We start from the raw sequence: 14,353 nt of genomic DNA, 5'->3' as shown, positions 1-14,353 counted from the left end.
TCAGTCCGACGATTCCTCAATGCATGGGGCATCTGTTGTTACCATAGGGTTTTCGCTGTCCGCAAATCATCGAATTCTCATGTACCTGTTTTCCAGACCGCACTGGATCCGGCAGCTCATATCCAGAATCGCCATCCTGTGGCCGCTCAAGGCGGTTGGCACGATGGCCTTCATGGCCATTTTCTTCTGGGGATACTTCTGGGTACTGCGCAACCCCGTCTTTGCGACGACGGTCATGCCGCGGATCGGGCTTGACGCATGGATTCCATTCACGCCGCTCGCCTTCTCCGTATATGCCTCGCTGTGGGTCTATGTGTCGCTGCCCCCGGCCCTGCTTGGCAATACCCGGATGCTGGCAGTCTATAGCCAATGGATGGCGGCCATGTGCCTGCTCTGCCTGGGTATTTTCTGGTTGTTGCCAACGGGGGTGCCACCCGCCGTCATCGACTGGAGCCTCTACCCCTCAATAGCCTTCATCAAGGATACGGATGCGGCTGGCAACGCCTGCCCTTCCCTGCATGTGGCATCAGCCGTCTTTTCAGCCTTCTGGCTTGACCGGGTGTTTGCCGCTATCGGAGTTCCGCGACTGGCGCGCTGGCTGAGCGCTGCGTACTGTCTGGCCATTCTATGGTCTACGATGGCCACCTGTCAGCATGTGGCGATTGATGTTCTGGCCGGGACTGCGGTTGGTGTCGTGTTTGCGGTTTTGTCCTTGCGTTACGCACCGGCAGGACAAATCTAGCTGTTATTTCCGAGTTGCTGCAGGGTTTTCAAGAACTGGGCCGTATCCTGAAAACCAACGATGCGGACGGATTTCATTTCCTGGCCCCCGGCATCGTAGAAAATGATGCCAGGCGGGCCGAAGAGACTGAATTTGGCGAGTAAGGCCTTGTCGTCTTCCGAGTTGGCAGTGACATCGGCCTGAAGCAGCTTGAAGTCTGATAGTTTTGCCTGGACGGTCGGATCGGCGAAGGTAAACCGCTCCATTTCCTTGCACGAAACACACCAGTCGGCATAAAAATCGAGCATCACCGGGCGCCCGGCGGCCTTGATTTTCGTCTCAAGTTCGCCAACCGAGGCAACCCGTTCGAACGGCAATCGCTTTTCTTGGGCAGCCACTGCCTGGCCGCGCAACCCGGCCAGCGGTTGCAACGGGTCGCGGCCACCCGCCAGGGTGCCGATGAGCAATGCCGCACCGGTTAGCAGCATGACAATGCCAATACCCTTCCAGAAGCGCTGCCAACCTTTGGCGTGGGGTGGCAGTGGGTCAAGGGCATGCAGGTAGATGGCGGGGATGATGAGCAGCATCGCCCAGGCCAGCATGCTGACAACCGGCGGGATAACCGGCGCGAGGAGCCAGACGGCAGTGGCCAGCAAAAGTACGCCGAAGGCCTTCTTGACCCCTTCCATCCAGGGACCGGTTTTGGGCAGCAGGGACCCGCCGGCAATGCCGACTGCAATCAGCGGCGCACCCATGCCGAGCGCCATGACGAACAGCGCCGTGCCGCCGAAAACGGCATCACCGGTCTGGCCGATATAGAGCAGTGCGCCAGCCAGCGGTGCAGCAACGCAGGGGCCGACGATCAGGGCTGACAAGGCACCCATCAGGAAAACGCCAATGCCGCGCCCCCCTGAAGGTGGCCGGATTCTTCCGACAGCTTGCTTTGCAGCGCCGTTGGCAACTGCAGTTCGTAGAAGCCGAACATCGAGAACGAGAGGACGACAAAAACCAGTGCGAAGCTGCCTAGCACCAACGGGTTTTGCAGGGCCGCGGAAAGCAGCGTACCGGTCATGCCGGCGGCGACTCCGGCGGCAGCATAGGTCACCGCCATGCCGAGTACGTAGGCCAGTGAGAGGGCAAAACCGCGGGCGTGGGAATTCTTGTGGCCCTGTCCGGCAATGATGCCGGAAAGAATGGGGATCATCGGGAAAACGCAAGGCGTCAGCGACAGGCCGAGGCCGGCTACAAAGAAGAAGGCGAGGCTGGTCCAGAAACCGGCGTGTTTGAGGGTTGAGGCGATCTGGCCGCTCTCATCGCCAGTGCCCGCTGCTTGGCCGGGCGGTGCGCTGGCCGGATCGGGCAGATCGACACTGAGGGTTTGAGTTTGCGGAGGGTAGCAAACACCGGCATCGGCACAGCCTTGCCCGGTGACACGGAGTTTCAGGGGGAGCGGACCGGAACTGGTGCGCACGACAGGAATGCGGATGGCGACGGCCTTGTAATACACCTCGACCTTGCCGAAATTCTCGTCGTTATGTTCCTTGCCCTTGGGCAAGGACGGTGTGCCAAGCGTGGCCGCATCGCCTTCGACGGCAAAGCGGAACTTGTCGCGGTAGAGGTAATAGCCCTTGGCGATCTCGTAGCTGACTTCGAGGGTCTGGCCATCAAGGGCTTTGACCGATGGCTTGAAGGCAACGGCCGGATCAAGGAATTCCTCGGCCTGGACGAGTCCGATGAACAGGGAAAAGATGAGGAATAAGAGGCGCATGGTCATTGGATCGTTTCCGCCGCCATCCAGTTCAGATAGGCAGGCAAGCCGTGGCTAACTGGCAGGGCAATTATTTCAGGCAGTTCATAGGGATGGAGTTGGCGGATTCTGGCTTCAAGCGCCGGGTAGTTGGCGGCTGTCGACTTGAAAAAAAGCGGTACTTCGGTGGCCGACTCGACCTTTCCCTGCCAGCGGTAGACCGACTGGATGCGCGGCAAAATGTTAACGCAGGCAGCCAGTCCCTCATCGACGGTGGCAAGCGCGATGGCGTTGGCCGATTGTTCATCGGGGCAGTTGGTGATGACGAGCAAAGGTTCCATTGGTCAATTTTACTTGAGCAGTCGCCGACGGGTTAGATGCAAGGCGATACTGAAGGCAATTGCCGCGGTAACCAGCAGGGCCAGGACGTGGATCAGGGCGTTGGCAGGTACCTGGCCGGCCAGTAGCGGGCGGACCAAGGCGACACCCTGGGCCAGCGGCAGCCAGGCACCGATCATGGCGAGCCATGCGGGGAGCTGGTCAGTCGGGAAGAACACGCCGGAAATAAGGGTCATCGGGGTGATGAACAGGGTGAAGTAGTACATGAAGAAATCGTAGGACGGGGCCAGCGCGTTCCAGATCAGGCCGAGCGCGGCAAAGGCCAGGCCGGTCAGGACGATGGCCGGTAGCGCCCAGAGCATGAGCGGGCCGTGGGTCAGGCCCATGGCGGTAATGACGACGAGGATGGCGGCACCGGAAAACAGCGATTTGGTGGCTGCCCAGAACAATTCTCCGGCGACGACATCAGCGAGGCCAAGCGGCGTATTGAGGATGGCTTCCCAGGTTTTCTGGACGTGCATGCGGGAAAAGGCCGAGTACAGTGCCTCGAAGGTCGCCGCGTTCATCGTCGAGGCGCAGACAGAGCCGGCTGCCAGGAAGGCGATGTAAGGCTGACCCTCGATACTGGGGAGCATGGCTCCCAGGCCGTAGCCCAGGCCGAGCATATAGATCAGCGGGTCAGCCAGGTTGCCGAGAATCGACGGCAGGGCGAGCTTGCGCCAGACAAGAAAATTGCGACGCCAGACGGGGAAAAAGCCGGGTTCGGCAAAAGTGCGGGACATGGGCGCGATAAAGGTCGACAAGGGGGCATTTTACCGCCAGCCGGCTTGCATCATTGGCACGATGATAGATAATCGGTCACATGCCCAATGAATTTCACTCGATGGCAACAGCCGATGCCATTGCTGCTGAGCAGATCAAGGCCTTTTTCCGCGAAACCAATGCCCAGAATCTGGCCGGCATTGTCATTCTGTGCCTGCTCGCCTTGCTGGTCGAAAGCCTTGTGCCATGGTGGACCTGGGGGCCCGCACTGGCGCTGGCCGGTGGCGTTACTGTCTGGCGAGCCCGGGGGATAGTTGCCTATCATCGTGCCCCATCCAGCCGAACCTCTGCCCAGTGGGGCCTGGGCCAGACTCTGGGCGCCGCCCTCAACGGCACGGCCTGGGGTTTCGCCAACACGGCGATGACCGCCCATTTACCCTTGCCGTACCAGTTTTTCATCCTGACTGTCGCCGCCATTTCCGCATCGGCAGCGGCCTCCGAGGGGTTTGCCTATTTTCGTCCGTCGCGCGCCTTCATTTGTACCTCCTTGATACCGCTGGCGCTCTGGTACCTTTTGGCTGGCGATCAGCTGCACCTGATTCTCGGCCTCATGCTGGGTATTTTCGTGCCCGTCCTGCTCTGGCAGGGCGGCAAGCGTCATGCCGCATTCAACGAATCGTTGCATCTGCGGTTCAAGAACGAATTTCTTGCCCGGGAACTGGCGCACCAGCGACAGATTGCCGAAGAGGCGGGAAAGGCAAAAGCGAAGTTTCTTGCCTCGGCGAGCCATGACCTGCGTCAGCCGGTGCAGGCTATCGCCTTGTTTCAGGAACTGCTGCGGCCGGAAATGACGCTGACAGCCAAGGGCGAAGAATATTTCGCCAAGGCACAGCAGGCGGTTGGCGCCGTTTCGGGTCTGCTCAGTGCGCTGCTCGATGTTTCCCGGCTCGATGCCAGTACGCTCAAGCCGCAGCACGCAGTGCTGTCGGTCGGCGACTTGTTAAACGATCTGCAGCGTGAATATGGCCCTCTGGCTGAACGCAAGGGACTGGAGCTGCGCGTGGTCGGCTGTCGGCTGTGTGTGGATACCGATGCCATGCTGCTCGGTCGCATTTTGCGGAATTTTCTGTCAAACGCCCTGCAATATACGCCGACTGGCAAGGTGCTGATCGGCTGTCGGCGGCGTGGGCAGAATCTCCATATCGAAGTGTGGGACACCGGGATCGGGATCAGCGAAGCCGATCAGGACAACATTTTCGAGGAGTTCGTCCAGGTCGGTAATCAGCACCGGGATCGGCAACAGGGACTGGGGCTTGGGCTGGCCATTGTTGACCGTGCTGCCCGCTTGCTTGATGCAGAAGTCTCCGTTCGCTCGGTTCCCAAGCGCGGATCGTGCTTTGCCATCAGTCTGCCGATCAGTGATGCTGCCCCATCGAAACGCCCCCTGCGCACCAGTGCTGATGGCATTTCGCCCTATGACCTGGATAACCGGCGGATTGTCGTTGTCGAAAACGAAACCTTGATCCGTGACGGCTTGCATTCACTGCTGGAAAACTGGGGGTGCGCCGTCATTTCCGGCGATTCCGGTGCTAGTGTCCTGGCCCAGATCGAGGAACTGGGGGTCGAAGTCGATGCGATTATTTCGGATTTCGGCTTGTCGGAGACCGAAAGCGGCATCGATGTCGTCGGTTATCTGCGCGCCCACCTTGGCCCAAATCTCCCGGCGCTGCTGATGACTGGCGATACCAGTGAAGGTGCCATGCAGGCTGCAGCAGAGAGCGGGTTGGTCCTGTTGCACAAGCCGGTTCGCCCGTGGCGCTTGCGACAGACGCTGTGCGCGCTGCTCTCGGGAACGGGAAAAGACTCGGCCGGTTAGCGGTCGAGGGCCACCTTGCGTGGTGATTATCGGGCCAAATATAAGGACCGCCCTGCCTTGGCCGGTCACGACGATGTCAAAATGCGGGGATGCCGCCGCCTGCCATTATTCTCTGCACCCTCAACGCCAAGTATATCCACGCGTCTCTCGGCCTGCGCTATTTGCTCGCCAACATGGATCGTCATGGTCGCATCGGGCTGCGCGAGCAGACGGTCTTGCGCGAATTCACCATCAGCCGTCCGTTGCCTGAAGTCGTCGAGGCATTGCTCACCGAGTTGGGCGATCCGCTGGATGGCGCGCCACAGATCATTGGCTTGGGTGTCTATATCTGGAATGTCGTGCCGACCACTGAACTCGTGCGCCAACTCAGGCAGGTGCGGCCGACCCTGACGATTATTCTGGGGGGTCCGGAGGTTTCCTATGAATGGGCCGAGCAGGAGATTGTCCGGCTGGCTGATTTCCTGATTGCCGGCTGGGGTGATGTCAGCTTTCCCAAGCTCTGTCGCGCCCTGATCGATGGTCCGCCGCCTCTGAACAAGGTGATCCCTGGTGAGCAGCCAGGGCTGACCGACATTGCCCTGCCCTATGCCGAATTTAGCGACGACGATCTGGCGCATCGCCTGCTTTACGTCGAGGCATCGCGCGGCTGCCCGTTCAAGTGTGAGTTTTGCCTGAGTTCGCTCGACAAAACAGCCTGGGCTTTCGAACCGGAACGTTTTCTCGCGGCGTTGGCGGTGCTTTACCAGCGCGGGGCGCGCAACTTCAAGTTTGTCGACCGAACTTTCAATCTGAAGATCGATAACTCGCTGACCATTCTGGCGTTTTTCCTCGAGCGTTTGTCGCCCGATCTGTTTCTGCATTTCGAGGTGATTCCGGATCATTTACCTGAACGACTCAAGGAAATGATCGCCCGCTTTCCCCCTGGTGTGCTGCAGTTTGAAGTGGGTATCCAGACCTTCAACCCCGACGTTCAGCAAATCATTTCACGCCGTCAGGACAACGCAAAGACCTGCGAAAACCTTTCCTGGCTGGTCACTCATAGCCATGCGCACCTCCATACCGACCTCATCTTCGGCTTGCCAGGCGAAACCCTGGCCAGCTTCGCCGCGGGCTTTGATCGCTTGTTTGCCCTCGGCCCGGATGAAATCCAGCTCGGCGTCCTCAAGCGATTGCGCGGTACGCCGATAGTCCGGCATACGGCGTCATACGGGATGGTCTACGCGGCCGATGCGCCCTACACCGTGGTCCAAACGCAGGACGTCGATGTGCCGACCATGCAGCGCTTCATCCGCCTTGCCCGTTACTGGGATTTGATTGCCAATTCAGGCCGCTTTCCACAAACCCTGCCCATTCTGCTCGCCGGCCCCTCACCCTTTGCGGCTTTTCTCGCCTTTGCCGACTGGCTATGGGGCCGTACTGGTCAGACCAGTCGCCTGACGCCGGAAATGCTGATCGATGCCGTCTTCGACTATCTGACCGGGGAACTTGGCTGGGAAACACAAAAAATCAGGCAGATTCTGCTGGCCGACTATCAAGCCAGCGGTGCTCGTGCCAACCCGGTCTGTCTCAACGGCTTGCTGGTTAACCGGGAAAAGCCCGTGCCCCGGGCGGCAAGGGCTTTGGCACAACGACAGGAGAGGCATGGGAAGATGGCTGGGTAAAGCCATTTACGCAGTACGGGACCCGGCATTGCAGCCAAAGTCGGCGAGGTCAGCTTGTAGCCTGGCGATGACCGGCCCCCAGGTGCCTGAACTGTCCTGGCGAAATAGCCGCATGACCCCCGGATACCATGGCGAATCGGTTCGCCCGGCCAGCCATCGCCAGTCGGTCTTGTAATCGGGCAGCATCACCCAGCAGGGCCGGCCGAGCGCACCTGCCAGATGGGCGTAGGCGGTGTCGACAGTGATCACCAGATCGAGATTAACGATGATCGCTGCGGCGTCGGAAAAATCGGCGATCTGGCTACCGAGAGCGACGATGGGAAAAGGGGCTGCGGGGCTTGTCGCCTCGTCTTCGCCGCCGCCTTTTTGCAGGCTGAAATAGCGTATGCCGGGCAATTCGCCGAGCGGCGCCAGATCATGTAGCGAGCGAAGGGAACGATGGGCGTCGTTTTCAAAACGGGAATTGCCCTTCCACACCAGTCCGACCCGCAGGGCGCGGCCGGTGTCGCCCATGATGGCCCGCCAACGGGCAATCTTGTCGGGCTCGGCCTGCAGGTAAGGCAGGTCGGCCGGGATCGTGTCGAGCCGCGTGTTCAGGTAAAACGGCTGGCTTAACGGAGGCGTCCAGTAGTCCCAGAGAACGCCGGGATCGGGATCGCCTACGGCAATGACGTCATCGATGCCGGCAAGCTGCTGGAACAGGCCTTTCAGGGGCGGGTGGCAGAGAATGGATAGGCGCCTGGCACCCTGTTCCTTGAGCCGTTGGCCAAAACGGCAAAACTGGATCATGTCGCCATGACCGGCTTCCAGCCCGATCAGGATCGATTTGTCGGCGAGCGGTTCGCCCTGCCAGCGTGGCATGCCGAGGTGTTTCTGGATCTGTTCATACCAGTCGCGGGATTCCATGCGCAACCAGCCTTCCTCGTAGCGTCCCTGACGGAGGAGCAGGTGGGCGAGGTTGAACGAGGCCTTGCGATAATCCGGGGCCAGTTCGAGTGCGGTGCGCAAGCAATGCTCGGCTTCTGTTTCCTGCTTCATGCAGGTCAGGAGGACGCCGAGGTTTGACCAGGCTGCAGGTGACTCAGGATCAAGGGCCAGCGCCTGCCGATAGGCTTCCAGTGCTTCGCTAAAGCGGGTTTCGGACTCGAGCAGCGCCCCCAGGTTGATGATCGTTTGAACCTGTCCGGGGTTGATTGCCAGAGCCTGGCGGTAGCTGGCCTCGGCTTCCGGCCAACGGCCCTCGCGGTCGAGCAGGAAGCCCAGGTTGGCGTGGGCCTCGGCCAGGCCCGGGGCCAATTGCAAGGCACCGCGAAAAGCCGCTTCAGCTGCCGCGTACTGGCCCAGGCCGAGCAGGCGGAGTCCTTCGTAAAACTGCTGTTCGGCTGCGGCGCAAGGGGTTGTCATCGTGTCATTTTATCCTGACTGATTGGTCGTTCAATTTGGGCTGACAGCGACAAAACTTTAGACAAAATCCATAATCCAAGCATTTCCAGCACTCAACGGTGGGAGCGGATGATGGCACCAACAATGTCACCAAAAGCCGTGTTGATCGATCTGGCCGGCGTCCTGCATACCGGCGATGATGCCTTGCCCGGAGCCGTGCGGGCGCTTGACCGGCTGCGTGCCTCGGGGCTGCCCCTGCGGTTTCTGACCAATACGACGCGTACGCCCAGCCCCCTCCTTTTTGCCAAATTGCAGCGCATGGGCTTTACCCTGGCGGCCAGCGAAATCCAGACGGCGGCGCTGGCCGCTCGGACGCTGGTGCGTAGCCGGGGACGGCGCCCTTTGTGGCTGGTGCATCCCGATATTGCCGAGGAAATGGGAGACAGCGATCCCCATCCCGACATCGTTGTACTCGGGGATATGGGGACGCATTTCACCTACCCTATCCTCAACCATGCCTTCCGCCTATTGATGCAGGGCGTGCCGCTGATGGCGATGGCGCGTAATCGCTATTTCATGGAAGGCGATGGCCTGTCCCTCGATATGGGAGCCTTTGTCGCCGGACTGGAGTTCTCGGCCGGGATCAAGGCAGAAATCACCGGCAAGCCGGCCCTTTCCTTCTTCACCGCGGCCTTGTCCGAGCTGGGTGTTGGGGCGGCTGAAGCGGTGCTGATCGGTGACGATCTGGCCGATGACATCGGGGGTGCTCAGGCGGCCGGAATCCCCGGCATTCTTGTGCGAACGGGAAAATTCAGGGCCGGTGACGATGCCCATCCGGACCTTCGGCCGGTGGCAACCTACGACGATTTTGCCGCGGCGGTCAGCGCCCTGGTCGGCTAACGGTCTTTAGTCGCGCAGTTCGCGTCCGGTCAGCTTGATGAAGACGTCTTCGAGGTTGGAGGCGCGGTGGAGGTAGCGCAAGCCGCTCGCTTCAGCCAGTCGGGCAAGCAATTGGCGTGGGTCCCGGCAATAAAAGAAAGCCGTTTCGCCGCTGGTTTCGACGCGGTCGGCGAGATCCTTCTGGGCCATGACGAATATGTCCAGTTGCCCCTCGGATTCTTCGAAAACCTCGATTACCTGGGGTTCGATCTGCTCGGCGATGAGCTGGCGCGGACTGCCCTCGGCAATCTTGCGACCATGGTCAATGATGATCAGCGTATCGCACAGGCGTTCCGCTTCATCCATGAAATGGGTCGTCAGGATCAGCGTCTTGCCGGCCGATTTGAGTTGTTTCAGGCGGTCCCAGATGAGGTGGCGGGCCTGTGGGTCGAGTCCGGTCGTCGGTTCGTCAAGAAAGATGATGTCGGGATCGTTGACCAGGGCGCGAGCCAGTGTCAGCCGGCGCTTCATGCCGCCGGACAGGGTCGCGATCCGCGCCTCGGCCTTGCTGGACAGGCCGGCGAAATCGAGTAATTGGGGAATTTTGGCGCGAATGTCGGCATCTTTCATGCCGAAATAGCGACCGAAGACGAGGAGGTTTTCGGCGCAGGTGAAATCGGGGTCGAGATTGTCGAACTGTGGCACCACGCCAACCCGTGCCCGTGCTGCCTGTGCATCGTCGGGAATAGCGTGGCCGTTGAGTGTGATGTCACCGCTATCCGGCGCCGTCAGGCCGAGGCAGAGACGCAGCGTCGTCGTCTTGCCGGCGCCGTTTGGACCGAGCAGGCCGAAACAGGTGCCGGGCTCGACGGCGAACGACAGTCCGGCAACAACTTCGGTGCCGGCGTAGGTCTTGCGGAGGCTGCTGGCGCTTAGTGCCGCCATGCCCGCGTCACGATGTCGCGGATGAGGTGCAGGCGACGGTGGAAGAAATGGTCGGCACCCGGCACGACGACGACCGGCAGGTCGAGCGGCAAGGCCCAGGCGTAGACATTGGCCGGTGGGACAAGGGTGTCTTCAGCGCCATGGATGACGATGGTGTCGTGCGGCACGGCTTCGGTGTCGTACTGGCGGCTGCCTTCGACATGCCCGGCGGCGGTGCCGACCAGCACCAGACGCTGGGCCGGATGGCCGGCCTCAGCCAGTCGCTTGGCGACACGGGTCTGGCAGAAGGCACCGAAGGAGAAGCCGGCCAGGGCAACCGGCAGGTTGCCGCACCGGCACTTGGCGTCGTCGAGAACGGCGAGCAGGTCGTCGACTTCGCCATGGCCTTCATCATGGACACCTTCGGTGCCGCCGACGCCCCGGAAGTTGGGGCGAAAGGCAGCGTAGCCGAGGGCGACGAAGGTACGGGCCAACGTGTAGGCCACCTTGTTGGTGTTGGCTCCGCCACCCATCGGATGGGGGTGAGCGATCAGGGCGATGCCCTTGGGGGCATCCGGGCGCTCCATGATGACGTCGATCTTGCCGACCGGGCCATCGACGACAATTTTTTCTTCGACAGTTTTCATACCTTCAGGCGCTCCACGATACGGCCGTTGATCAGGTGTTCCAGGATGATTTCCTCGACATCTTCCTTGTCCACGTAGGTATACCAGACCGCCTCGGGGTACACCACCATGACCGGACCCTGGTCGCAGCGGTCAAGGCAGCCCGCCTTGTTGATGCGCACCTTGCCCTGCCCCTTCATCTTGAGCTGGGCGATACGGTCCTTGGCATAGGTTTGCATTTCTGTGGCACCCAGCGCATTGCAACAGCTTTCGCCGGGTTCGCGCTGGTTGCAGCAGAAAAACACGTGGTGTTTGAAATGGCTCATCTAATTCATCCTCCAATAGCGTCAATTATAGTATTCCCGGCCCCGGTGCCAGCAGGAGAATGCCGTGCAGCCGCAGGCTTGCCGGTGCAGAGGTTTCACGTGAAACGGGATGCTGTTTCAGACGGCTGGCTGGCCGACTGAATATGACGCGTTTGCGCTATATTGGCGGGATGCCAAATGGGGTATTTCGCTGCGCAGTAGGCGGCTTGAAGAATTGTTTTACCAACCAAGAGTTGAACAATGAGAACCAACCTGCCGATTACCCAGAAAGAACGGCTATTGCGAGATGACCATCTGGTCGTTTCAAAAACCGACCTGAAGGGCCGTATTACCTACGTCAATCGAGACTTTCTCGAGATCAGCGGCTTTGCCGAGCAGGAGTTGCTGGGTCAATCGCACAATATCGTCCGTCACCCTGATATGCCGGTCGAGGTCTTCGAGGATTTCTGGGCGGCCCTCAAGGCAGGCCGTCCATGGGCCGGGGTAGTCAAGAACCGGTGCCAGAACGGTGATCACTACTGGGCTTGGTCAAACATTGCGCCGATTATCGAAAACGGATCAGTGACCGGTTATTTGTCGGTACAGCGGATGCCGTCACGCGAAACGGTGCGTGAGCACGAGGAGACTTATCGGCGATTCCGCGAACATCAGCAGGGGAATCTGGTCATCCGCTATGGGCAGGTGGTGGGGCGCGGCCGATCGGGTCTTCCCTCCCTCGGAGTCGCTGCAAAACTCTGGGGCGGTATTGGTGTCATCATCATCATCGGCGCGATCGCCATGGGTAGTTCCTGGTTTGGCATGCAGGAAACACAGGATCGTTTCGGCGCTTATGTGAATCATGACCAGGCGCTCCTCGACAGCTTTTCCGAGATGTATGCCCAGGGCCTTCAGTCCGGGCAGGCCCTGCGCAATATCATTCTCGATGCGCAAAACAAGAAGGCTTTTGAGAATCTCGAGCAGGCCAGGTCCGATTTCCAGAAGCAACTTGAAATTGCTCGTCAGTTGTCTGCCGCTGACGCTGAAGTCCGACAGTTGCTGGAGCAGATCAGTGGCATGCGGGCCGAGCAGGCCGATATTCACGAAAAAATCCTGGCTGCCGTCAGGGAGGGCGATGGGCCGGTCGCCCAGCGCTTGCTGAACGACAAGGAGACGCCGGTCTGGCGGGCGTACAAGAAGCTCCTGCTGGATGGCCGCAAGGCCCTCGGCGAGAAATCCGCCCGGGGCCGCCAGGAGGTTCAGGATCAGGTCCTCAGGGCCAGTCACCTATCCCTTCTGGCAGGCGTTCTGGCTGTGCTGGTCGGGATGCTGGTGGCGTGGTTGCTGGCCCGCAGCATTCGTCGGCCGATCAGGGAAATGGACACTATCTTCGCCAATATCCTGCAGGGAAATTACGCCAACGCGATTGATATCTCCCGTGCTGATGAAATCGGCCAGACCATGCAGGGCCTGCAAATCCTGCAGACCCGAATGGGCTTCGAGGTCTCCGAAACACGACGTAATGCGGAGGAGATGACGCGCATCAAGAATGCGCTGGATGGCGCGGCCATGCCGATGACCATTTGTGACGACCAGAACCTGGTGGTCTATCTGAATGGTGCGGCGCAAGCCCTGTGGCGCGACATGGCGCCCCAACTGGCCGACCGCTCGCCGGGATTTGCTGCGGACCGCATGGTCGGACGGCGCATCGCCGATCTGATTGACAACGACACCGGACGGACCGCATTTGCTGCCGAACTGGCGGCACCGCGAACATTCGAGATGGAGATGGCCGGCAAACAACTGCGGGTGACTTCGAGTCCGGTTTACAACGCTACCGGCGCCTATCTCGGACGAGCCACTCAGTGGCTGGATCGTACTGCCGAAGTCTCGGTCGAGCGGGAGATCGAACGCATCGTTTCCGGGGCGGTCGATGGCGATTTCAGCCAGCGTCTGTTGATCGACGGCAAGCAGGGTTTCTTCCTCAATCTGGCGGCCGGCTTGAACCAGTTGCTGGCGACAGCCTCGAGCGGTCTGGCGGCGGTTGGCGAAGTGCTCGGGGCGCTGGCCCGGGGTGATCTGACGCAAACCATGCGTGGCGACTATCAGGGAATGTTTGGCCAGCTCAAGGACGACACCAATTCGACCGTGGCGCGTCTGCGCGAGGTGCTCGGCCAGATCAGCGAGGCGACCCAGGCCATCAATGTGGCAGCGAAGGAAATTGCCAGCGGTAACCAGGATTTGTCGGCGCGTACCGAGGAACAGGCCGGCAGTCTGGAAGAGACCTCAAGCTCGATGGAGGAGTTGAACTCGACGGTCCGGCAGAATGCCGAAAGTGCGCATCAGGCCAATGAACTGGCGAAAAACTCGCATGCTATTGCCCGCCATAGCGGAGAGGTCGTCAGGCAGGTCGTCGAGACAATGACCGACATTCGGAGCAGCTCGCGCAAGATTGCCGAGATCATCAGCGTCATCGATGGCATCGCTTTCCAGACCAACATCCTTGCCCTTAATGCCGCCGTCGAAGCGGCGCGGGCCGGGGAGCAGGGGCGCGGCTTTGCCGTGGTCGCCAGCGAGGTGCGTAATCTTGCCCAGCGCAGTGCGACGGCAGCCAAAGAGATCAAGCGCCTGATCGACGAGTCGGTGGATACGGTCGAGGTCGGCTGCAAACTGGTCGACCAGTCGGGCCGGACGATGGACGAAGTGGTTTCGAGCTTCGAGCAGGTGGCCGATCTGGTTATCGACATTGCCAACGCCAGTCGTGAGCAGAGCAGTGGCATCGACCATGTGGCACGGGCGATCAGCCAGATCGACGATGTCACCCAGCAGAATGCTGCGCTGGTCGAACAGGCTGCTGCCGCCGCCGAGAGTCTTGAGGAGCAGGCCCGCGGGCTGGCCGAAGCGGTTGGTATGTTCAGGCTGACCGACGAGGCGTCGGACCGCATCAGGCCGCTCGGCCATCGCGTTGTCGCATTCCCCCATAAGCTGACCGGGCCGACGCACCAGGCGGTTACCGCCCGGCCGCAGATTCAGGTCAGTGATGCGGGAGACTGGTCCGAGTTCTAGCGTGATTTTTGATTGATGACACCGGTTCACGGCAAGCGATTTTTGCCGTGGTCGGTTTTCGCGTATA

At 60.4% G+C, this 14,353-nt stretch carries 11 protein-coding genes and 1 pseudogene; 5 read left to right on the top strand and 7 right to left on the bottom strand.

Translation table 11 applies throughout. The features are described from left to right. Window positions 1–79 precede the first annotated feature (79 nt). On the top strand, window positions 80–742 hold the full coding sequence (locus HYN24_RS15555) for a phosphatase PAP2 family protein (RefSeq protein ID WP_240327693.1): 663 nt from the start codon (window positions 80–82) through the stop codon (window positions 740–742). On the opposite strand, the pseudogene HYN24_RS15550 reads toward HYN24_RS15555, so the two are convergent. The 3 genes and pseudogenes from HYN24_RS15550 to HYN24_RS15540 all read right to left on the bottom strand — a co-directional run bounded on the left by HYN24_RS15550 (window position 739) and on the right by HYN24_RS15540 (window position 3,589). Then, window positions 739–2,495 (bottom strand): annotated as a pseudogene (locus HYN24_RS15550) (protein-disulfide reductase DsbD). The gene HYN24_RS15555 and the pseudogene HYN24_RS15550 sit on opposite strands and share 4 nt — an antisense overlap. Then, entirely contained in the window at window positions 2,492–2,809 is a 318-nt protein-coding gene (gene cutA / locus HYN24_RS15545) for a divalent-cation tolerance protein CutA (RefSeq protein WP_117610109.1), read from the bottom strand. The pseudogene HYN24_RS15550 and the gene cutA overlap by 4 nt, the downstream one beginning before the upstream one ends. Window positions 2,810–2,818: 9 nt before the next feature. Next, window positions 2,819–3,589 (bottom strand): ABC transporter permease, encoded by a 771-nt coding sequence (locus HYN24_RS15540; RefSeq protein ID WP_117610108.1) that lies wholly within the window; start codon window positions 3,587–3,589, stop codon window positions 2,819–2,821. A 101-nt stretch (window positions 3,590–3,690) separates the two neighbouring features. Between HYN24_RS15540 and HYN24_RS15535 the strand changes: the two genes are divergently transcribed. After that, entirely contained in the window at window positions 3,691–5,445 is a 1,755-nt protein-coding gene (locus HYN24_RS15535) for a hybrid sensor histidine kinase/response regulator (RefSeq protein ID WP_162888763.1), read from the top strand. A gap of 89 nt (window positions 5,446–5,534) precedes the next feature. Continuing rightward, entirely contained in the window at window positions 5,535–7,106 is a 1,572-nt protein-coding gene (locus tag HYN24_RS15530) for a B12-binding domain-containing radical SAM protein (protein WP_117610106.1), read from the top strand. 6 nt (window positions 7,107–7,112) lie between these two features. On the opposite strand, the gene HYN24_RS15525 is transcribed toward HYN24_RS15530, so the two are convergent. Next, complete coding sequence (locus HYN24_RS15525; protein ID WP_117610105.1) at window positions 7,113–8,510, bottom strand: tetratricopeptide repeat protein; 1,398 nt, start codon at window positions 8,508–8,510, stop codon at window positions 7,113–7,115. 123 nt (window positions 8,511–8,633) lie between these two features. Between HYN24_RS15525 and HYN24_RS15520 the strand changes: the two genes are divergently transcribed. Then, a complete protein-coding gene (locus HYN24_RS15520) occupies window positions 8,634–9,389 on the top strand; it encodes a TIGR01458 family HAD-type hydrolase (RefSeq protein ID WP_240327692.1) in 756 nt (251 codons plus the stop codon). Window positions 9,390–9,395: 6 nt separating this feature from the next. On the opposite strand, the gene HYN24_RS15515 is transcribed toward HYN24_RS15520, so the two are convergent. Genes HYN24_RS15515 through HYN24_RS15505 form a run of 3 tightly spaced genes read right to left on the bottom strand, consistent with a single transcriptional unit; the run spans window position 9,396 to window position 11,244 of the window. Continuing rightward, complete coding sequence (locus tag HYN24_RS15515; protein ID WP_117610104.1) at window positions 9,396–10,313, bottom strand: ATP-binding cassette domain-containing protein; 918 nt, start codon at window positions 10,311–10,313, stop codon at window positions 9,396–9,398. Beyond that, on the bottom strand, window positions 10,301–10,939 hold the full coding sequence (locus HYN24_RS15510; protein ID WP_117610103.1) for an alpha/beta hydrolase: 639 nt from the start codon (window positions 10,937–10,939) through the stop codon (window positions 10,301–10,303). Before HYN24_RS15510 ends, HYN24_RS15515 begins: the two co-directional genes overlap by 13 nt. Beyond that, window positions 10,936–11,244 carry a ferredoxin gene (locus tag HYN24_RS15505; RefSeq protein WP_117610102.1) on the bottom strand — a complete coding sequence of 103 codons (309 nt, stop codon included), beginning with the start codon at window positions 11,242–11,244 and terminating at the stop codon, window positions 10,936–10,938. The genes HYN24_RS15510 and HYN24_RS15505 overlap by 4 nt, the downstream gene beginning before the upstream one ends. 240 nt (window positions 11,245–11,484) lie before the next feature. On the opposite strand from HYN24_RS15505, the gene HYN24_RS16370 reads away from it, so the two are divergent. After that, window positions 11,485–14,286: a methyl-accepting chemotaxis protein gene (locus HYN24_RS16370; RefSeq protein ID WP_117610101.1), complete on the top strand. Its 2,802-nt coding sequence runs from the start codon at window positions 11,485–11,487 to the stop codon at window positions 14,284–14,286. The last annotated feature ends 67 nt before the right edge of the window (window positions 14,287–14,353 follow it).

This window comes from Dechloromonas sp. HYN0024, assembly GCF_003441615.1.
Taxonomy (GTDB): Bacteria; Pseudomonadota; Gammaproteobacteria; order Burkholderiales; family Rhodocyclaceae; genus Azonexus.
The sequence above is the reverse complement of the archived record's forward strand: the minus strand, read 5'-3'. Positions and strand labels throughout refer to the sequence as shown.

Excerpts from the sequence above, each read along its gene's own strand:
- HYN24_RS15510 (WP_117610103.1), bottom strand. The coding sequence starts at position 10,939 with ATGAAAACTGTCGAAGAAAAAATTGTCGTCGATGGCCCGGTCGGCAAG.
- HYN24_RS15525 (WP_117610105.1), bottom strand. The coding sequence starts at position 8,510 with ATGACAACCCCTTGCGCCGCAGCCGAACAGCAGTTTTACGAAGGACTC.
- HYN24_RS16370 (WP_117610101.1), top strand. The coding sequence starts at position 11,485 with ATGAGAACCAACCTGCCGATTACCCAGAAAGAACGGCTATTGCGAGAT.
- HYN24_RS15540 (WP_117610108.1), bottom strand. The coding sequence starts at position 3,589 with ATGTCCCGCACTTTTGCCGAACCCGGCTTTTTCCCCGTCTGGCGTCGC.
- HYN24_RS15515 (WP_117610104.1), bottom strand. The coding sequence starts at position 10,313 with ATGGCGGCACTAAGCGCCAGCAGCCTCCGCAAGACCTACGCCGGCACC.
- HYN24_RS15555 (WP_240327693.1), top strand. The coding sequence starts at position 80 with ATGTACCTGTTTTCCAGACCGCACTGGATCCGGCAGCTCATATCCAGA.
- cutA (WP_117610109.1), bottom strand. The coding sequence starts at position 2,809 with ATGGAACCTTTGCTCGTCATCACCAACTGCCCCGATGAACAATCGGCC.
- HYN24_RS15520 (WP_240327692.1), top strand. The coding sequence starts at position 8,634 with ATGTCACCAAAAGCCGTGTTGATCGATCTGGCCGGCGTCCTGCATACC.
- HYN24_RS15535 (WP_162888763.1), top strand. The coding sequence starts at position 3,691 with ATGGCAACAGCCGATGCCATTGCTGCTGAGCAGATCAAGGCCTTTTTC.
- HYN24_RS15505 (WP_117610102.1), bottom strand. The coding sequence starts at position 11,244 with ATGAGCCATTTCAAACACCACGTGTTTTTCTGCTGCAACCAGCGCGAA.
- HYN24_RS15530 (WP_117610106.1), top strand. The coding sequence starts at position 5,535 with ATGCCGCCGCCTGCCATTATTCTCTGCACCCTCAACGCCAAGTATATC.